Annotated in this window: 15 protein-coding genes; 7 read left to right on the top strand and 8 right to left on the bottom strand. The window is 73.8% G+C overall.

Features of this window, described 5'->3' with window-relative positions:
* Positions 1-124: 124 nt before the first annotated feature.
* The gene (locus I4Q55_RS41780) at positions 125-319 is read right to left on the bottom strand and encodes a hypothetical protein (protein ID WP_206796101.1); all 195 of its coding nucleotides are present in this window, start codon (positions 317-319) and stop codon (positions 125-127) included.
* A gap of 60 nt (positions 320-379) precedes the next feature.
* Between I4Q55_RS41780 and I4Q55_RS41775 the strand changes: the two genes are divergently transcribed.
* A complete protein-coding gene (locus I4Q55_RS41775) occupies positions 380-1,066 on the top strand; it encodes a type 1 glutamine amidotransferase domain-containing protein (protein ID WP_307793453.1) in 687 nt (228 codons plus the stop codon).
* Between the two features lie 9 nt (positions 1,067-1,075).
* Here the strand turns inward: I4Q55_RS41775 and I4Q55_RS41770 are convergent, their stop codons facing one another.
* Positions 1,076-3,577, bottom strand: a complete 2,502-nt coding sequence (locus tag I4Q55_RS41770; protein ID WP_206796100.1) for a BTAD domain-containing putative transcriptional regulator — start codon at positions 3,575-3,577, stop codon at positions 1,076-1,078.
* A gap of 140 nt (positions 3,578-3,717) precedes the next feature.
* On the opposite strand from I4Q55_RS41770, the gene I4Q55_RS41765 reads away from it, so the two are divergent.
* On the top strand, positions 3,718-4,467 hold the full coding sequence (locus tag I4Q55_RS41765; protein ID WP_206796099.1) for an AfsR/SARP family transcriptional regulator: 750 nt from the start codon (positions 3,718-3,720) through the stop codon (positions 4,465-4,467).
* Positions 4,468-4,512: 45 nt separating this feature from the next.
* Here the strand turns inward: I4Q55_RS41765 and I4Q55_RS41760 are convergent, their stop codons facing one another.
* Entirely contained in the window at positions 4,513-5,676 is a 1,164-nt protein-coding gene (locus I4Q55_RS41760) for an acyl-CoA dehydrogenase family protein (RefSeq protein WP_206796098.1), read from the bottom strand.
* 94 nt (positions 5,677-5,770) lie between these two features.
* Between I4Q55_RS41760 and I4Q55_RS41755 the strand changes: the two genes are divergently transcribed.
* The 3 genes from I4Q55_RS41755 to I4Q55_RS41745 all read left to right on the top strand — a co-directional run bounded on the left by I4Q55_RS41755 (position 5,771) and on the right by I4Q55_RS41745 (position 7,987).
* Positions 5,771-6,202, top strand: a complete 432-nt coding sequence (locus I4Q55_RS41755) for a cupin domain-containing protein (protein WP_206796097.1) — start codon at positions 5,771-5,773, stop codon at positions 6,200-6,202.
* Positions 6,203-6,237: 35 nt separating this feature from the next.
* Positions 6,238-6,951 (top strand): alpha/beta hydrolase, encoded by a 714-nt coding sequence (locus I4Q55_RS41750; RefSeq protein WP_206796096.1) that lies wholly within the window; start codon positions 6,238-6,240, stop codon positions 6,949-6,951.
* A 229-nt stretch (positions 6,952-7,180) separates the two neighbouring features.
* Entirely contained in the window at positions 7,181-7,987 is an 807-nt protein-coding gene (locus I4Q55_RS41745; RefSeq protein ID WP_206796095.1) for an inositol monophosphatase family protein, read from the top strand.
* Positions 7,988-8,006: 19 nt separating this feature from the next.
* Here I4Q55_RS41745 and I4Q55_RS41740 read toward each other — a convergent pair whose 3' ends face one another.
* From I4Q55_RS41740 to I4Q55_RS41720, 5 genes are all read right to left on the bottom strand, one after another.
* A complete protein-coding gene (locus I4Q55_RS41740; protein WP_206796094.1) occupies positions 8,007-9,230 on the bottom strand; it encodes an amidohydrolase family protein in 1,224 nt (407 codons plus the stop codon).
* Positions 9,223-9,846, bottom strand: a complete 624-nt coding sequence (locus I4Q55_RS41735) for a phosphoribosyltransferase (protein WP_206796093.1) — start codon at positions 9,844-9,846, stop codon at positions 9,223-9,225. The genes I4Q55_RS41740 and I4Q55_RS41735 overlap by 8 nt, the downstream gene beginning before the upstream one ends.
* Entirely contained in the window at positions 9,843-11,132 is a 1,290-nt protein-coding gene (locus tag I4Q55_RS41730; protein WP_206796092.1) for a radical SAM protein, read from the bottom strand. The genes I4Q55_RS41735 and I4Q55_RS41730 overlap by 4 nt, the downstream gene beginning before the upstream one ends.
* Positions 11,129-12,301: an MFS transporter gene (locus I4Q55_RS41725; protein WP_206796091.1), complete on the bottom strand. Its 1,173-nt coding sequence runs from the start codon at positions 12,299-12,301 to the stop codon at positions 11,129-11,131. Before I4Q55_RS41725 ends, I4Q55_RS41730 begins: the two co-directional genes overlap by 4 nt.
* A 252-nt stretch (positions 12,302-12,553) precedes the next feature.
* Positions 12,554-14,530, bottom strand: a complete 1,977-nt coding sequence (locus I4Q55_RS41720) for a WD40 repeat domain-containing serine/threonine protein kinase (RefSeq protein ID WP_206796089.1) — start codon at positions 14,528-14,530, stop codon at positions 12,554-12,556.
* 147 nt (positions 14,531-14,677) lie between these two features.
* Here I4Q55_RS41720 and I4Q55_RS41715 point away from each other — a divergent pair, with 147 nt between their 5' ends.
* Positions 14,678-16,909 carry an NACHT domain-containing NTPase gene (locus I4Q55_RS41715; protein WP_206796087.1) on the top strand — a complete coding sequence of 744 codons (2,232 nt, stop codon included), beginning with the start codon at positions 14,678-14,680 and terminating at the stop codon, positions 16,907-16,909.
* A gap of 105 nt (positions 16,910-17,014) precedes the next feature.
* On the top strand, positions 17,015-19,291 hold the full coding sequence (locus I4Q55_RS41710) for an NHL repeat-containing protein (protein WP_206796086.1): 2,277 nt from the start codon (positions 17,015-17,017) through the stop codon (positions 19,289-19,291).
* Positions 19,292-19,305: the final 14 nt, after the last annotated feature.

Here is a 19,305-nt window from a genome sequence, read left to right as displayed (position 1 = left end):
GCGGAATTGTCAAGAAACAGGTTTTGTTTCACGACCTTTCCACGCCGGCCAATTGTGAAAATTTCAGAAACGCTCAGTCCGGAGGAAGCCCGCCGGTCAGGTAGATCTTCTGCGAGCCCGCCGGCTAAGCCTTGCGGTAGGCCCGGAAGTAGTCCACCACGAACTCCTTCGGCCTCGGGTCGCCGGGGTCCACGGCTGTGCATCCCCCGGCCAGGTCGAAGCTGGTACCGATCGAGTTGTTGACCTCCGGGACCGCCGGATCGGACCACTTGTGCAGGCTGAAGTTGAAGTTCCGCGGTGTCCGGCCCGGGTGCTCCATGATGTCGACTTCGGCGTTCCGGGTTGCCGTGTCCTGCTTCCCGACCGTCCGGAACGCGGCGTGGAGGCCGCTTCTCGCGGAGGTCCTGCCGCGGATCTCGAAGCCTGGGCGGAGGAACTGGCGGAGCCGCACCGGATCTTCCGCGAAGCGGGCTTCACGATCACGATCGCCACCCCGGGCGGCGTAGCGCCCACGGTGGACCGCACCAGCCTGTCCGCGGCGGGCAACGGCGGCGACGAGCAGCGCGCCCACCGGCTCGGCGAGTACCTCGACGGCATCCGGACCGAACTCGGCCACCCCGCCCGGCTGGAAGAAGTGAACCCGGCGGACTACGACCTCGTGTTCGTCCCCGGCGGACACGGCCCCATGGAAGACCTCGCCGTCTCCCCCGCCACCGGGCAGCTCCTGACCTCCACCCTCGACGCCGGCAAGATCCTCGGTGTCCTCTGCCACGCACCCGCCGCCCTGCTCGCAGCCGAACGACCGGACGGCTCGTGGCCCTTCGCGGGCTACCGCATGACCTCGTTCACCAACGCCGAAGAAGCCGCGAACGGTTTCGCCGGCAAGGCCCCGTGGCTGGTCGAAGACCGCCTCCGCGCCCTCGGAGCGGACTTCGTCGCGGCCGCCCCGTGGTCGTCCCACGTCGTGATCGACCGCAACCTCTACACCGGGCAGAACCCCTTCTCCTCGGTGGAACTGGCGAAGGCGATCGTCACCGCGGCCGCCGACCGGGAACGCGGTGCGTGACCTGCCTGCTCAGCGTCCTTCCCGGCGGAACAGCTCCGGCCGCCGCGGTGCCCAGAGCTCGTCGTCCAGGTGGTGGTCCTGCCAGGCCGAGGGCGGGTCGGCGACCCAGTCGTGCCCGAAGATCGCGTACGGGTAGCTCGGTCCGGCGCCGGGCAGCTCGTAGTGGTCCAGGTAGTCCATCAGCGGCGCCCACAGCTGCCGGTTCGAGATCACCAGGTAGGACGCCGCCAGCTCCGGCTCGTGGAGCCAACCCCGCATCATCCGCGCCAGGAACACGTCGGTGATGGGGTTCGGCTGGGTCTCGAGGGCGGGGCAGATCAGGTGCCGCGCGACCGCGAAGTGCGCGCCGGGCGGCGGGTTCTGACGTCCGACGTCGGTCCAGATGTCCGCGATGACCGGGTCGGCGGCCAGCTCCTCCGGTTCCGGCCGGCGCAGGGTGAGCCAGCTCATGAAGGCGCGCACCCGGTTGCCGGTGGCGCAGCGCAGAACGGAAAAGGCTCCGGGACGGCGGTTCAGCCAGAACCGGACCGACGAAGCCGTGAATTCGCCGGAGGTCTCGCGCGCCAGTGCGACGAGCTCGTCGTGGCTCTCGGGGGTGGCCCGGGTGAGCCGCACGTCCGGCTCCCCGGTCGCCGACACGTAGCGGTTCGTCACACCACCCCGGCGCCGCAGGTGGCCGATCGTCCGCAGGACCGCCGCGCTCGCCCGCGGATCGGTCGAGTCGCGCAGCAGCTCGTTCATCACGTAACCCCGGATCCGCCGGTGCATCCGCTCGTACCCGACCGGGTCCCGCCAGCGCAGGTGCGCCTCCAGCGCCTCCCGGAGCACCCCGTTGATGTCGAGGCCGTGCCCGGGCGTTTCGACGTAGGGCTGCCCCCGCAGCCAGTCGAACAGTTCCGCGGCGTTCCCGTCCGGCACGGCGACGCGCAGCAGGTCTTCGGTGGTGTACCGGGCGTGCGCGCACACGTGCAGCGCCCACCGGTGCTGTGGTGCGGGGACAGCACCGATCAGGGTGTCGACCACGGTGTCGACCACGAACCGCACGGCTTCGCGGCGCGACGGCTGTCCGGTCGCCGACATGCTCCGGCCGACCTCGGCGGCCAGGGACAGCGCGAACGGGTTGCCCGCCGCGAAGTCCACAATGGACGGAATGAGCCGGGGGTCGACGTCGCGCGCCTCGACCAGGGCCGTGGATTCCGCGGCACTGAGCGCTTCCAGCTGCCGCACCACGATCGAACCGGACCACGCCGGGTCGGTGAGCCACGTGACGCTGGGCCCGCGCCGGCTCGCCATCACGACGATCGAGCCGGCGGGCAGCGTGCGGAGGTGGACGTCGCGCAGCCACGGCTCGAGTTCACTGTGCCGCTCGAAGGAGTCGACGAGCACGACCGGACCGGCGGACGTTCCCGCGAGCTCGCCGGCGAGCCGGCCCAGCCGCTCGCGCAGCTCCGCGGTCGTGAGGTCGCGCAGGTGCCACACCGTCCGGCCGGCGGCCGCGGCGTCCTCGGCGTACCGGCGCAGCAGGGTCGACTTGCCGACGCCGGCGTTGCCGCACAGGAAGAACACCTCGAGACCGTCGCCGCGCTCGCGGCCGAGCATGGCCGCGAAAGCCGCGCGTTCGGCGTCCCGGCCGACGAACCGGGATCCGGCGTTGCGGTCCAGCGCCGCGCCGGCCGGACGGCCCGGCGGCTTCCCCGTCGCCGGCACCACGGCCCGCGGGGCCGCGGCGGGCACGATCTCGTCCTCGGCTTCGGAGCCGGCCCGCAGGATCTTCTCGTGGATGGCCCGCAGCCGCGGTCCCGGGCCGACGCCCAGCTCCTTGCCGAGCAGGTCGTGGACCATCCGGTAGACCTCCAGCGCCTCGGCGCGGCGGCCGCTGCGGCAGAGGGCCAGCAGCTGGATCTCGTAGAGCGGCTCTTCCAGCCGGTTCAGCTGGATGAGCAGCGGCACCTCGGCCACCACCTCCGCGTGCTCGCCCAGCTCCAGGCGCAGCCGCAGCAGGTCCTGGGTGGCGATGAGCTTGAGCCGTTCCAGGCGGGAGCGTTCCCGCTCGGCCGCTTCGCCCGGTACCCCGGCCAGCGCGGTGCCCGTCCACAGGCCGAGCGCCTCCCGCAGGTGCGCGGCCGCGCCCGGGATGTCTCCGCGCGCGCGTTCCCGCCGGGCGGTCTCGGCCAGCCGCGTGAATTCGCTCGCGTCGAGCGCGAACAGCGCCGGGTCGAGCAGATAGCCGCCCGACTGCGAGCGGATCGCCGAGCCGAGACCGTGCTCGGAAAGCACGCGCCGGAGGCGCGAGATGTACGTGCGGATGACGGCTTCGCCGGTGGCCGGGGCCCGGTCGCCCCACAGGCCGTCGACGAGCTCGCCGATCCGGACGAAACTGCCACTGCGGGACACCAGCTGCGTCAGCACGGCCTGCTGTTGCGGCGCGCCCAGGTCCAGCTCGGCGTCGCCGCGGCGGAGGCCGGGCGGTCCGAGGATGGTGAACCGGCATGGGGCCGAGACCACGCGCACAGCCGGAAAGTAGGCCGGCCGGGACGGCCCTCGCGAGCGTCGGATGACGCTGTGCCCGTACGTCACCGCCTTCGGCTCAGCGGCTCTGGCACAGTGTCGGCTTCACCATCTCGTGCGTCGCGAAAGGACGGGAGAAGCACATGGCCGGGGCGAGGTTCGGGGTGCTGGGCCCGATCGGGGTGTGGCACGACGGTCGCCGGCTGGACGTGGGCTCCCCGCAGCAGCGCGGGGTACTCGCCCTCTTGCTGCTCGCCGAGGGACGGCAGGTCACGCTCGACGACATCGTGGGCGCGCTGTGGGGGCCGGCGGCGCCGCGCAGCGCGGTCGTCACCGCGCGCACCTACGTTTCGCGGCTGCGCCGGCTGCTGGCCGAGGTGGCCGCCGAGGCGGAGCTCCGGTCCGCGGGCCGCGGGTACCGGCTGCTCGTCGACCCGGCCGCGGTCGACGTGACGACGTTCCGCAGGACCGCGGCCGACGCGCGCGACGCCCGTGACCGCGGCGAGGCCGCCGAGGCGGCCCGGTTGCTGCGCGAAGCGCTGGCGTTGTGGCGCGGGCCGGCGCTCGACGGCCTCGGCGGCCCGTTCTTCGAGGGCCGCCGCACGTGGCTGGAGCAGCTGCGGGCGTCGGCCGTGGAGGAGCGCTGGGCACTCGACATCGGCCGGGGCGACTGCGCGCGGGCGATCACCGAGCTGACGCGGGCCACCACCGCTGAGCCCTACCGCGAGCGGTGGTGGGAGCTGCTGATGTGGGCGCTGGACAGCGAAGGCCGCCGGGACGAGGCGCTGGCGGCCTACCGGCGGATCGCCCGGCTGCTCGACGAGGAGCTCGGCCTGGAGCCGGGCCCCGGGCTGCGGCGGATGCACGCGCGGATCAGCGCGGCCCTGGTCTGATCGGGCGAGGAAGCCGAGGTCCGAGGCCATTCGGGCAGCGGACCGTCAGAACAGCGGCAGGCCGGGTTCCAGGCCCAGCCGCACGCGTCCCGCACCGCCGAAGAACTCCGGGGCCTGGTTGACGTGCTGCAACGCGGCCATCCCGTCCCGGTGCAGCCGCTCGAGCGGGTTGCCGAGGTAGAGCGAGGTGGAGCTGCCCAGCTGGTACATCGCGACGAGGGCCTCCCGGCCGACGGCGGCGGCGTGGGCCATGGCCGAGTGCAGGTCGGCGTGCAGGTCGAGGGTGGCAGGCTCGCCGCGCCGGGCGGTGTCGTCGATCCGCCGGGTCACGTCGAACAGGAACAGCCGGGCGGCGCGCACCGCGGTCTCGTGGCGGGCCAGCAGCTCCTGGACGCGGGGCTGTTCGGCGAGCAGGCCGCCGAACGCCGTCGGCTTGCCGGGCGCGAGCGCGACCAGCTCGTCGATCGCCTGCCCGACCGTGCCCAGCGCGACGGCGGTGCAGCCGGCGAAGACCAGCAGGACCGGGTTGAGCCGGTAGAGCGCGCGATCGAGGCGCAGCGGGGCGTCGATGTTCGCGGTCAGGTCGGCCGGGACGAACGCGTCCTCCACGAGGACACCGTGGCTGCCGGTCGCGCGCAGGCCGTCGACGTTCCAGGTGCGCTCGATCTTCAGCTGGTCCCGCGAAACGTGGAACAGGCGCACGTCCGGCTTGCCCGCCTCGGTCATCGCGGGCTGTTCGCCGTCCAGCACGACGCCGAGCGGCACGAACCACTCGGCGTGCTCGATCCCGCTGACGATGCGCCACCGGCCGGAGAGCCGGAAGCCGCCGTCCACCGCGACGGCGCTGCCCGGCTGGCCGGCGTTGGCCAGCACCGGTTCCCCGCCGCCGGTCCAGATCCTGGCGGCGCCCGCCTCGCTCAGCATCGCGGCGGTGAAGCCGAAGTTCGCGTTCCACACGACCCACGCGGTTGCGGGGTCGATCCGGGCCAACCCCTCGTACACGGTCAGCGCGGTGGTGACCGGGACTTCCAGCCCGCCGTACTCGGCGGGGGTGAGCAGGCTGAAGGCACCCGACGCGCGGAGTTCCGCCACGAGGTGGTCCGGCAGGTCGCCGCGTCGTTCGGCGTCGTCCCGAGCGGCTTCGATCGTGCCCCGCAGCAGGGTGGGCAGGGCCAGTGCGCGGGTCTCCCCGGAAATCGTCTCCGACATGGGTCCGATGGTGCCGCCGCGGTCTATACGCGTGATCGACGCCATCGATCGCGCGTATATCCGCTGTGCACAACGGTGCCCTAGCTTCGGCCGCATGATCGGGAAAACAGCAGGTGCCGTGCTCGCTGCCGCCGGACTGGCGCTGGCCGTCCCGCCAGGCACGGCGGACGCGACCCCGGGGCGGGGCGTCTCGGCCGTCACGCTCTTCGACCACGTCGTCGGTGACACGGACTACGTCCTGAAGGAGATCACCCTCGCGCCGGGCGGCAGTACCGGCTGGCACTACCACCCCGGCCAGGTCACCGGGTACGTCAAACAAGGTGTGCTGAGCCACAACGACGCGAGTTGCGCCGGCGATGGCATCTACCACGCCGGTCAGCTCATCTCCGAGGAGAGCGGCGCCGGGTACGTCCACATCGGACGCAACCTGGGCACGACGCCGGTCGTGCTCGAGGTGCTCTACCGGAGCCCGGTGGGGCAGCCGCTCGCCGTGGACGTCCCCAACCCCGGCTGCCCCTTCGAATAACACCCCATCCGGCTGCCTGACAGGAAGAAGGAAACATGACCGGCGGAAGACGGAACCTGGTGCTCGTGCACGGAGCGTGGCACGGACCGTGGTGCTGGGAACTGCTCGTACCCGAGCTGGAGAGCCGCGGCTGGGCGGTGTCCGCCGTGGACCTGCCGAGCACGTGGGGCGAGCCGGAAACCGGCATGCACGACGACGCCCGCGCGGTGCGGGAGCACCTGGCGGCGATCGACGGCCCGGTGACCGTGCTCGCGCACTCCTACGGCGGCCTCCCGGCGACCGAAGGCGCGGGCCCGAACACCGAACGGATCATCTACCTCGCGGCGCACCTGCTGAAGGAGGGCGAATCCCTGGTCGCGCCGCTGGGCGGGCCGTGGTTCCCGGCGGACGCGGAGTTCGCGCCGGGCGCCGAACCGCTCGAGGCCTACTACCACGACGTGCCCGCCGACTGGGCACGCAAGGCCGTGGGACTGCTGCGCGCCCAGAGCGCGAAGGCGTTCACCGAGGAGCTGACCCGGGCCTCGTGGCGGACGATCCCGTCGGCGCTGATCGTGTGCGACGACGACCGGAGCATGCCGGAGATGTTCATCGAGCGGGCCGTCACCGAGCGGATGGCGGCTGTGGTGCGGCACCTGCCCGGCGGCCACTCCCCCTTCCTGGCCCGGCCCCGGGAGCTGGCCGAGCTGATCGACGAGGTGACGGCGGCGTTGCCCGGCACCTCGCAAGTAAGTCCACTGTGGACGAGCTGAGTGGGCACCGGCGTTGCCGACGGCGGAACCCGCCGCCCGACGTGCACTCGACGCCCTGCGGCCGTGGACGGTCGCCCCGCGAACCCCTACGTGCCTGGTCGAACGCGACGCCCGCACGCCGGGCTCGGGGACGCGGATCGAAGTTCCGCTTCTCCGAGCAGGCGCTCGGCGCCGTGCGACCAGTGGGAAGCTCTCCCGCCTCCGGGCCCGGCCGGGCTAGGTTGGTGCCATGGACTCGCCGGTGCGGTTCGGTGCGGTCGCGGCGGTGGTGGCCGACGTCGCGCGGCAGGAGGTGCTGAGCCGGTTTCGCCGGCTGCGTGCGGCGGACGTCTGGGAGAAGTCCGCGGGTGATCTCGTCACGGCCGCGGACGTGGCAGCGGAGCGGCGGCTGGCCGAAGAGCTCTGCGGCCTCGTCGCGGGGTCGGTCTTCGTCGGGGAAGAGGGCGTCGCCGCGGACAGTGGGCAGCTGGAGCTGCTGACTGGTGACCGGCCGGTGTGGATCGCCGATCCGCTCGACGGGACGGCGAACTTCGTGCGTGGCGACGAGCGGTTCTGCGTCATGGTGGCGCTGGCCCTGCGCGGAAGCGTGCTCGGGGCGTGGCTGTGCGCCCCCGCGCTGGGCCTGAGCGCGATGGCGCGCGCGGGCGCCGGGGCGGTGGCCGGCGGCCGGGCGCTGCGGGTGCCGGGCGGCGATCGGGACCCGCTCCGGGTCGTGGTCACCGATCCGGCGTACCGGACCCCCGAGGACGACGCCGCGATCGCCCGGCTCGCCGGGGCGGGCCTGAGCGTGGTGCCGTGCAGCGGGGTCGGCGTGGTGTACCTCGAACTGGCGCTCGGCCGGTACGACGCGGCGGTGTTCGGCTGGACGAACGTCTGGGACCACGCCGCCGGCGTCCTGCTGCACCAGGAAGCCGGTGGGTACGCGGCCACGGCGGACGGCGCCGGGTTCCCGGCGGCCACCGGGAAGCGGCCGCCGCTCGTGGTGGCGCGGACCGCCGCGACGGCCGCGTGGCTGCGCCGGGTCGCCGACGGCTGATCCCGGGCCGGGCACCCGGTCAGCCGGTTCCGGCACCGCGGTGCGGGCCGGCGACGATTCGTCCACAGTGGATCGTGATGCGCCGCCCGTCGCGGTCGGCGACCGCGCCGCGCAGATCCCGCGCCGGGATGGCCAGCAGCTCGGCGGGGAAGCCCGGCGCTATCCGGACCTCCGGCAGCCCCAGCACCCAGCGGGCCTTCTCGCTGACCGCCGCGTAGGCCGCTTCGACCGGCAGGTGACCCGCGAGGACCAGCAGCATGGCGGTGTCGAGCGGGTCGCCGCGGCCCAGCGGGTTGAACGGGTCCTGGATGTTGTCCCCGCCGCCCGCTACGGTCACCCCGGCCGCCGCCAGCGGTGCCAGCGCGGTCAGGCCGCGCGGCGTCGCCACCGGGTGGTCCCGGCCCTGCAGGTAGAGGTTGGTCGCGGGACAGCAGACCACGCCGATCCCCGCCGCCGCCAACCCGGCGCCGATCCGCCGCACCCGGGCCGGCTCCTGCACGCCGAGGCTGACGCAGTGGCTCGCGGTCACCCGGTGCGGGAATCCCGAACGGGTGACCTGGGCAGCCAGCTCCCCGAGGCACGAGACGGACTCCTCGAGCGTCTCGTCGGTGTGCAGGTCCACCGGCGCACCGTGCCGCGCGGCGACGGCGAGCAGCTCTTCCTGGCACGCCAACGGGTCGGGGTCCCGGTACGGCGCCCCGCCGACGACGTCGGCGCCGCGTGCCATCGCCTCGGCCAGCACCGCCAGGTTGCCCGCGCCCGCCGGCCCCGAGGAAGGCACGTCGACGAAAGCGGCGATCTCCAGGTGCAGCCGCCCGCGCAGGTACTCCCGGGCTTCCACCACCGCGTCCAGGAAGCGCAGGCCGGTCCGGGTGCCGACGTCCAGGTGGGTGCGCACGGCGGTGCAGCCGTGCCCGAGCATCCGCAGGCAGGCCTGGAGCGCCCGGTCCGCGATGTCCCGGTGCGGCGCCGTCGCGCGGAAGCGGTACCAGGATTCGACGGCGCCTTCGAGGTCGCCGGTGGCGTTCTCGATCAGTCCCGCGGTGAGCACCTTGTCGAGGTGGGCGTGCGGCTCGGCCGGCGCCGGGAGCAGCAGGTGACCGCGCAGCTCGATCCGGGCACCGGCCGCCGCGGCAGCCGGCTCGGTGACCGCGCTGATCCGGTCGCCGCTGATGGCCACGTCGGCCACGCGCCCGTCCGGCAGGGTCACGCCGCCGAGGACCAGCGACGGCGGCTCACCCATGCGGCCGCCGTCCCGCGGCGTCCATCGCCGGCGGCTGACCCATGCGGCCGTCGCCGCCGTCGGCGAACACCTCGCCCGCGTCGAGCCGCCCGAAGTCGGGCGCGACGACCCCGCTCGTCTCGGCCTCGTCGAGGCTGAAGCCGATCACCCCCAGCTCCGCCGCGCGCAGCGCCCGCGTCGCGGTCGTGGCGGCGCAGACCACCGCCACGACCTCTTCGGCGGCGTGGCAGATCGGCGCGATCGCCCGGCGCGCCGCGAAGATCGTCCGCCCGGTCGCGGCCACGCAGTCGAGGTAGACGACGCGGTCGTAGGCCCCGCCCGGGATCTCGGTGCGGTACTCGGTGACCACGTCGCCGCCGACGCGGCGCAGGCCCAGCATGCAGAACGCGGCGTCGCCGAACTCGTCGGCGAACGCCGGGTACAGCAGGGCCCCGCCCCGCAGCACGACGACGCAGAGCACGCGTTCGCCGGGTCTCCCCGCGTCACGGACCGCGCGCGCCAGCCCGCGACCCAGCCGGCCGATCCGCTTGCGCAGCAGGGCTTTCGGGACGTCCGCCACGGTGATCGCGGCGTACAGGCCCTCGCTGTCGGGCAGCTCGACGACCCCGGCCCTCATGCCCCCTCCCCGGCGATCGCGCCGCGGCAGGACCGGACGAGGTCCGCCTCCGGCAGCAGGATCTCGTGCCCGGGCGGCAGGCCGTCGACGCTCAACCGGTCCTCGCCCAGCAGCCGGTGCAGCGCGACCAGCGTCACGGCGAGCCGGACCGCCGGGTCCGCCAGCAGGTCCTCCACCAGCGAGGCGACGTCGTTCTTGGCCACCGCGGCGGTGCAGCAGAGCGGGTCGAGCTCGGCCACGACGTCCGCGAGCGCCCACACGCCGTCGTCGACCAGCAAGCGCGTGATGGGGTCGTCGAAGAAGTGCTCGATGGCACCCGCGAAGTCCGTCTCGCCGAGCATGAGCCGCCGGTCCGGGGCCGTGCCGCAGAAGATCCAGAAGCTGCCGTCGCTGTTCATGGTGATCGCGAGCCCGCCGGTGTCGGTGTAGCTGCCGCGGATCGCGTCGTTGACCGCCGTCGCCAGGACCAGCTGCCCCTGGCGCTTCTCGAACGGCCCGTAGTACTCCCGGATCGTCTTCGAATGTGTGCTGAGCTCGGCGCCTTCGACGAGTTCGCCCGCCTTGCCGCTGAGCCGGAACACGTTGAACGTCAGTGGCGCCGACCGACCACCCGGCAGCTTCAGCCGCAGGTTCCACGCGTCGACCTCGGTCAGCTCGCCCCCGACCTCCTCGGCGAGCAGGCGGTCGACGTGCCCGAGGTCCGGCTGGATGCCGCGGAAGCCGAGCAGCATGTCGTGGCCGCCCCGGTCCCAGGCGCGGGCGATGTTGCCGTAGTGCTCGATCAGCACCGGGTACGGCGCGTTCAGGTGGTACCGGTCGAGGCTCAGCCGCAGCATGAGCTCCGGTTTCCGCGGGTTCTTCGCCAGTGCCCCGACGAGGCGGTCGAGCATCCGGTCGGCCGCGGCCTGCGTCTTCGCCCAGTACCCGGCGGTGACCAGCTCGATCCGCGGCACCCGCACGGTTTCCAGGAGCCGGAGGATGCTGGGCAGCTTGAGGAACGGCTCGCCGCCGCCGGTGATGTTGAGCTTTTCCGACCCCGTCTCGTCGATGAAGGCGATCGCGTCCTCCAGCTCCGCCGGGCTCAGTGAGTCCTTTTCGGACTTGCGTTCCAGGTCGGACGAGTACATGCAGTGCTTGCAGGCGACCGGGCACAGCTCGCTGAGGTGGATGAAGAAGCTCGAACCCCGGTCCGGCAGCGGGCCGGGACGCCAGCGGGTCCGCCGGATGAGGTCCGCCCGGGCTTCGCCGGGAGCCGCGAACAACTCTTTCAGGCTGGGCAGGGTCATCGGTTCCCTTTCTCCTCGGTTTCCGCGTGCCCGGGGTGTCCGGCGTCGCGGGGACGTCGCGCGGTGGCGCGGATGAGCAGGGCCAGCCCGGCCACGGCGGCGGGCAGCACCAGAAAGGCGACGCGCTCCCATCGCTCGAGGCCGGTCACGGCGGCGAACAGGGGCGGCGCGAGCAGCGTCCCGGCGCTCCCGAGCTGGACGAGGACGCCGTTGGCGGCGGGCAGGGCGTCCGGCCGTGCCACCACGGACGGCAGCGCGCCGTACGCGGCGCCCACCCCGATCCCCGCCGCGAACAGCAGCAGGACCGCCATGACGACGGTGGCGGCCGGCGGCAACGCTCCGCCGAAGGCGAGGCCGGCGGACACCGGGCAGGACAGGGCGGCCGTGCCGAGCGCCTGCGGGGAGACGCCGCGGCGCAGGAGGGCGCCGGCCAGCAGGCTGCCCGGCACGCTCGCGACGGCCACGGCCGAAGTGAGCGCTCCGGCCGTGCCCGGCGGCAGCCCGAACCTCGACCCCAGGTAGAGCGGGAACAACGACAGAACCGCGACGCCGATCAGCGCGGTCAGGGCGAACCCGGTCCCGAGCAGCAGCGGCCCGGCCGTCACCCGGCGTCCCGGCGAGCCGGGCGGGGCCGGCGTCCGGCTCGCGCCCGCGGTGGCACCGGCGACGACGGCCAGCACCGCGCAGACCGCGGCCAGCAGCAGGAACCAGCCGCGCCAGCCCCAGGCCGAACCGAGCACACCGCCCGCGACCGCGCTCAACGCGAGCCCGGCCGGGACGCACGCGCCCCACACGGCCAGCACCGGCGCCAGCCGGCGCTCGGGCACCTGGGACATCAGCACGACCGGGCCGCCGACCATCACCAGCAGGTAACCCGCCCCTTCGGCGACGCGGAGGCCGACGAGCACGCCGGCGCCCGGCGCCACGGCGACCATGAGCCCGCCGGCGACCGCGAGCACGGCCAGCCCGGCGGCCACCCAGGCACCCACCGCCCGGTGACGCAGCCATTCCCCCACGGGCAGCGCGAAGAGAGCGGCGACGAAAGTGATGGTCGAAATGACCAGCCCCAGCCACGTGGCCGACAGCCCGAACGCACCGCGCACCGCGTCGGAGACGGGCGCGACCTTCCCCAGCGCGGCGGCCGCCGCACCACCGGCCGCGATCGTCACCGCGGGCGGCCCCCACCCTCGTCCTCGCACCATCCCCCGCAAAACCCCCCGCAGCCCCACCGCGGCGGAACGGCGCCGGGGAGCTCTCCAGGCTCACCCCATCCGCGGATCCGCCGCTGGATCCGGACCCGTGACGCTACGCACGTTCCACCGCCGCCGGGACCGCCAGGCGGGTAAACGGCTCACGCCATTCGGTACCGGCTCGCGATTTCCTGGCAAGATCATCGAAAGCCGGGCACCTCGCCGTGCCGCTCAGCCGATCCGCAGCAGCGAGAGGGCGAGCGAATCCCGGGTCACGGTCACCGCGGTGTGCCCGTCCGGACCGAGCACCAGGCCGTCGAGCTTGTCCGTCCCGGGCAGCTTCGCCTCGCCCTTGAAGGCCGGTTCGCCGCCGTCCGGAACGTCCCAGAGCCCGACCGTGCCGGTGTTGGCGGTGAGGGCCAGCACGCGGCCGCCCGCACCGAACGCCAAGCTGACGGGTCCGTACTGGTGCCGCTGAGCCGGACCGGCCGTCCGGACCGGGGCCGTCCAGAGCTGGACCGAGCCCGACTTGCCGAGCGCGAAGCCCCGGCCGTCCGGGCGCACCGCCACCGCCGTCAGGCCGTCCTCGTCCGAGCTGCTCAACGGCGTGATGTGCGCCGGGTTCGCGACGTCCAGGACGAGCACCGGGCCGACGTCCTGCTGGCCGGCGACGAGGGTGCGGCCGTCGGGACCGAACGCCATCAGCTTGGCCGACGCGACACCGGCCAGCTTCACCGAAGAGCCCAGCTTCGCCGGGTGGGCGGGGTCGGCGACGGTCCAGAGCTGCACCTCGCCCGAGCGGGTCACCGCGAGTGTCCGGCCGTCCGGGCTGAACGCGAGGGCGTCGATGGCGCAGCACGGCAGCTCCCGCGCCGACAGCTGCCCGAGCTGCGCCGGGTGCGCCGGATCGGCGGTGCTCCACAGCTGGACGGTCTCGTCCAGCTCGTCGGTCACGGCGAGCACGCGGCCGTCGGGGCGGAAGGCGGCCAGCTCGAAGTAGGGCTGCTTGCCCAGCTCGGGCCGCGGGATCCGGCCCGCCGGGCGCGGGTGGCCGGGATCGGCCAGGTCCCAGAACTGCACGGCCGACTCGACCGCGGTGACGAGCAGGCGCCCGTCCGGGCTGAAGGTCGCCGCCTGCGTGACCTCGGTCCCGCCCAGTGCCACCGCGCCCGGCAGCGCCCCGAGCGTGGCAACGGGCACCGGCGTCTTCTTGTCCCCGGGGTTCGCGATGGCCAGCACCACCACGAGCGCGACGACCAGCCCCACGATGGCGAACACCATGGGGAGCTTCACCCGTGATGGCGCCGGGCCGTGGGGCGCCGTCGCGGCGACGGTCGCCGGGCGGTGCGGCACCGCCGGGCCGGTGCCGGGCGCCTGCGGCACGGTGACGTCGGAACCCAGCAGCGCCAAGGCCTGCTGGGCCGTCAGGCGCCGCCCGGGGTCGCGGACCAGGCACCCGGCGACGACCCGCCCGAGCGGGCCACCGCACGGGGGCGCCGGGATCTCGGCGTAGAGCACGGCGTGCACGACGGCCGCGGCGGCGGGGTGGTCGAACGGGCCGCGGCCCGCGAGTGCGTGGAACAGCGTGGCCCCCACCGACCACAGGTCGGCGGCCAGCGTGGGATCTTCGCCGTGGAACAGCTCGGGCGCCATGTACGCGGTGGACCCGGTGACGCCGTCGCGGGTCAGCCGGGTCTCGTCGACCGCGTGCGCGATGCCGAAGTCCACGAGCTTCACCCGGTCGCCGGGCAGGACGAGGATGTTGCCCGGTTTGACGTCCCGGTGCACCACGCCGATCCGGTGGGCCGCGGCGAGCGCGTCGAAGATCCCCACCGCCAGCGCCGCGACCCGCCCCTCCGGCAGCCGCCCGTCGCGCTCCAGCACCTGCGCGAGCGACGGGGCTTCGACCAGCTCCATGACGACGTACACCGCGTCGTCGTCCTCGGTGGCGGGCAGGACGTCGTGGATCGCGACGACCCCGGGGTGGCTGATCTGCCCCGCGGTGCGCGCCTCCCGCAACGCGCGGCGGCCGAGCAGCGCTTTCTCGTCGACCGGGAGCCCGGACGGCGGCCGCAGCTCCTTGACGGCGACGGCCCGCCCGATCAGCTCGTCCATCGCGCGCCACACCTTGCCGAAACCGCCCTCGCCGAGCACCGAGCCCAGCCGGTAGCGCCCTCGGAGGAGCTGCGGCGAAGCAGCTTCCACCATCGACTCTCCTCGCCCTGGATCCCCCGTGGACCGGTCGCAACGTAACAGGTCGCGGCGGTTCCCTCGGGCGGAACAGCCGAACGTGGCCGCGCGCTCGTAACGCGTGTCCGCCCGCCCGCGACTAGTCCGCAGACTGCAATCGGGTTCGTGACCGCGGAGGTGCCGGTGCGGCGCTGGCTGGTGCTGATCGCGGCCGCACTCCTGGGTTCCGCGGCCGCGGCGATCGTGGCCGTGGCGGTCAACGTGGCGACCGGCGGCGAGAGTCCCTGGTTCCCCGCGGTGGAAAGCCATCCGCTGTGGTGGATCGCGGGCGGGTCGCTGGCGGGCGCGGGCGCCGCCCTCCTGTTCTGGCAGGCCCAGCGCTGGGCCGAAGGCGGGGCCGACCCGGCGGGCGCGGCCGACCGGTTCGGCACGCTCGTCCAGCACCAGCTGGCCGGCTACCTGAGCACCACGAGGCATCCCGCGCCCATGCCGGTGTCGTGGCGGCTCGTCCGGGAGCGGTGGGCGGACCACTGGGACAACGTCGCCGGCACGCCGGGCCAGGCACCCGTCGTCGATTCCGGCCGCGCCGAAGAGCTCTGCGACCTGTTCGGCACCCTGGAGCCGGGGCGGCTGGTGATCGTCGGCGCGCCGGGCTCGGGCAAGACGGTGCTCGCCGCGCGGCTGAGCGAGCACCTGCTGCCCCGCGCCCGGCGGGACCCGCTGCGCCCCATCCCCGTCGTCGTCGGCATCGCGTCCTGGAACCCGGAGACCACCGCGTTCGCCGACTGGCTGGCCGATCGGCTGGCCCGCGACTACAAGGTGCTCGACGCCCGCGACCGCCGAGGCCGCAGGCTCGCGGACGTCCTGGTGAAGGACCAGCGGCGGGTGCTCCCCGTCCTCGACGGCTTCGACGAGCTGGCCGGCCACCTCAGGGCCGCGGCGATCGCGGGGCTCAACGCCGACGTCCGCCTGCCGCTCGTGGTCACCGGCGGGCTGGACGAATACCGCGAGGCCGCCGGGGACGAACCCCTCAAGGCCGCTGCGGTCGTCCGGCTGGCCCCGCTCGGCGCCGACGACGTCGCCGCCTACCTGGGACGCAGCACCCAGCGCCACACCGCCGACGGGAAACCGTTCTGGAACGGCGTGATCCGGGCGCTCCGGCGCCAGGCCCCGCTGCGCGACGTGCTGACCAGCCCGCTGATGACCTTCCTCGCCATCGCCTCGTACGTGGAGCGCCCCGGCCAGGACCCCGCCGAGCTGCTCCGAGCCGCCGCGAGCAAGGAAGAGCTGGAGGCGCACCTCGTCGATCGCTTCCTGCCGGCGGTCTACCGGGACCCGCGCCGGCCGACCCGGTGGTTCACGGGACTGGCCAAGCACCTGCACGCCACCGGCACCCGCGAAATCGCGTGGTGGCGGCTGGAACACCTGGTGCCCGACCGCGCGCAGGTCCTCGTCGTGGCCGGGTTCGTCACGCTGACCTCGATCGTCGGCTCGGTCGTCCTGGGCGCCGTCGTCGACCACGGTTTCCAGGGAATCCTGGCCCGCGCCCTGACCGGCCTCACGATCGGCCCGCTCGCCGGCGTCTTCATCGGCAAGCTCACGCTGAAGTTCCGGCCGGGGCTGCTGCGCTACCGCCTCCGCCTGACCGGGGAGCAACTGCGTGCCGGGGCACTGCCGCTGGGCATCGGCCTGATGGCCTGGGCGGTGGGCACGGGGCTGGGCGTTCAGAACGTCACGGCCGTCGTCGCCGTGACAACGCTCGTGGGCGTGGCCGCGACCGTCTTCGTCGTCCCCGACCCGGAACAGCGCGCGGCCAACCCGGAGCGGCTGCTGGCCCGCAGCCGCACCACGGCGCTGGTCAACCTCGCCCTCGCCGCCGTCGCGGGGACCGTCGGTTCCCGGCTCCTCGGGTTGACCGGCGTCGGCACGTTCGCGCTGGCCCTGCCCAGTGTCCTGCTGGCCTCGGTCTGGGGTCGCTGGGTGTTGTTCGTGCGGATCTGGCTGCCGTTGCGCGGCAGGCTGCCCTGGCGCCTCCACCGGTTCCTGGCGGAGGCCTGCGAACTCGGGGTGCTGCGCCGCTCCGGCGCGGTCCACCACTTCCGGCACGCGCGGCTGCAAGACAGCCTGGGCGGAGCCGCCCCGAGCCCGGCCATCGCCAGGGTGACCGGCCTGATCTCCCGGTCCCTGGCCGCTTCCGGCGGCACCACGACGCTGGCGCGGCTCGCCCGGGACCTGAACTGCGACGTCCCGACCGTACGCGGGCTGGTGGAGAGCCTCGTGGGGATCGGCGCGGCGAGCGCGTCACGCGGCGCCACGCCGGAGCCGGTCTCGTTCATCGAACTGCCCGAGCACGCCCGGTTCGCCCTTCGGCTCACCCCGGTGGGCGAGCGGGTCTGACCGGCCTTTCGCTTCGGCCCGAAAGGCCCGTCCGCCGGGGTGGGATCGCCTGCCCCGAGGTTCAGCGGGGGCCGTTTCGCGCCTCCGGTGTGGTTTCTTGGCCGCATGTCCTTCGCACGCAGAGTTTTCGGTGTGCTCGCGGCTGTCGTCGCCGCGTCCGCCATCACGGTTCCCCCGGCCTCGGCCGCCGAATCGGGCACGATCTCGACGTTCGCCGGCGACGGCACGACCCTCGACACCAGCGGACCGCCGTCGGCGCGCCACGCGATCGGCCACCCCCGGGGCGTCGCCGCCGACCGCGCGGGCAACCGGTACTACTCCGAGTACTACGAACCGGCGCGGATCATGAAGATCGACGCCGCGGGCGTCCTGAGCACGGTCTGCACCGGATGCGGCGGCCTCGGTCTCGCCGTGGCCGAGGACGGCACCCTCTTCAGCGCCGACTCCGACTCGGTGTACAAGATCAGCCCCCAGGGCGTGCGCACCCTCGTCGCGGGCACGCCCGGCTCGCACGGGTTCGCGGGCGACGGCGGCCCCGCGACCAGCGCGTTGCTCGACGGGAGCTGGGACGTCGCGGTCGACGGCACCGGAAACGTCTACCTCACCGACACCTACAACAGCCGGATCCGCAAGGTCGACACGTCCGGGATCATCCGCACCATCGCGGGCGGCGGGCCGAGCCTGGGCGACGGCGGGCCCGCCACCAGCGCCGCCATCGGCTCACCGTTCGGCGTCGCCGTCGACCGCGCGGGCAACGTCTTCATCGCCGCCAACTCGCAGAACCGGATCAGGATGGTGGACACCTGGGGTTTCATCTCGACGATCGCGGGCACCGGCCAGTCCGGCGGCTCCGGTGACGGTGGCCCGGCGACGGCCGCGCAGTTCCGAGGTCCCCTCGACGTGACCGTCGACGACGCGGGGAACCTCTACGTCAACGACCAGTACAACGTCCGGATCCGGCGGATCGACCGTGCGAGCCACGTCATCACGACGGTCGCGGGCAACGGGCAGGCGGGCTACGGCGGCGACAACGGCCCGGCGACCGGCGCGCTGCTCGGCCTGCACACGGAAGGCACCGCCGTCGACCCGGCCGGCCGCCACCTCTACATCGGCGACGTCGACAACTACCGGCTTCGGCACGTCGACCTGGCCGCCAACGTGATCACCACGCTCGCGGGCACCGGCGTCTTCGGCAAGGGCACCGGAGGGCAGGCGACCGCGGCGTCGCTGAACGCGCCCGCCAACACGGCGTTCGACAGGGCCGGGAACCTCTACATCGCCGACGCCCTGCAGGACTTCGTCCGCAAGGTCGACCCGGCCGGGAACATCAGTGTGTTCGCCGGAACCGGGCAGCGCGGCCACACCGGCGACGGCGGCCCGGCGACGTGGGCGCAGCTCGACGGCCCGTGGGGCATCACGGCCGACAGCTCGGGCAACGTCTACTTCTCGGGCAACGACCAGCGGGTCAGGAAGGTCGACACCGCCGGGCGGATCTCGACCGTCGGCACGTTCGCGCTGCCGAGGGGGGTCGTCACCGACACCGCCGGGAACCTCTACGTCGCCGAGTGGGACGGCAACCGAGTCCTCAAGGTGACACCCAGTGGCACGATCACGCCCTTCGCGGGCAACGGAACCCTCGGTTCCTGCGGCGACAACGGCCCGGCGGCGAACGCGTGCCTCACGAACCCGAGCGGCCTGGCGATCGACGCGGCGGGCGCGCTGTACATCGTCGAAACGAACGGCGAGCGGGTACGCAAGGTGAGCGGCGGCGTCATCACCACGGTGGCGGGCAAGGGAACCGCGGGCTTCAGCGGCGACCTCGGCCCGGCGACCCAGGCCGAGCTGCACTTCCCGTACGGCGTCGCCGTCGACCGGTCCGGGAACCTCTACATCGCGGACACCGGCAACGGGCGGGTGCGCATGGTGCAGCCCGACGGCCGGATCCGGACCGTCGCCGGAAACGGCGACAGCGGGTTCGCCGGCGACGGAGGACCCGCGCGTTCGGCGAGCTTCCGCGCTGTCTCGGGCGTCACGGTGGATGCCGCGGGCAACCTGTACCTGGCCGACCAGTACAACAACCGCATCCGCAAAGTGCTGGCCCCACCACCGCTGCCCGCACCACCGGTCGCCCACGACGACTCGTTCGACATGCGCAAGGGCAGCCCCGTCAGCGGCAACGTGATCGCCAACGACACCGGGGACGGGGTAACGGTCGTGCGCGGCGGACCGGCGCACAGCGGCACGGTGCGCTTCGGCCCGACCGGTTTCGGCTACACCCCGGCCGGTCCGTGGGTCACATCGGACTGGTTCGACTACACGATCCAGGATTCCGCGGGCCAGACGTCCACCGCCCGGGTCTACCTCGGCTCGGCCTCGAGCTAGGACCTGTGGCGGAG

Source organism: Amycolatopsis sp. MtRt-6 (assembly GCF_017308975.1).
Classification (GTDB): domain Bacteria; phylum Actinomycetota; class Actinomycetes; order Mycobacteriales; family Pseudonocardiaceae; genus Amycolatopsis.
The sequence above is the reverse complement of the archived record's forward strand: the minus strand, read 5'-3'. Positions and strand labels throughout refer to the sequence as shown.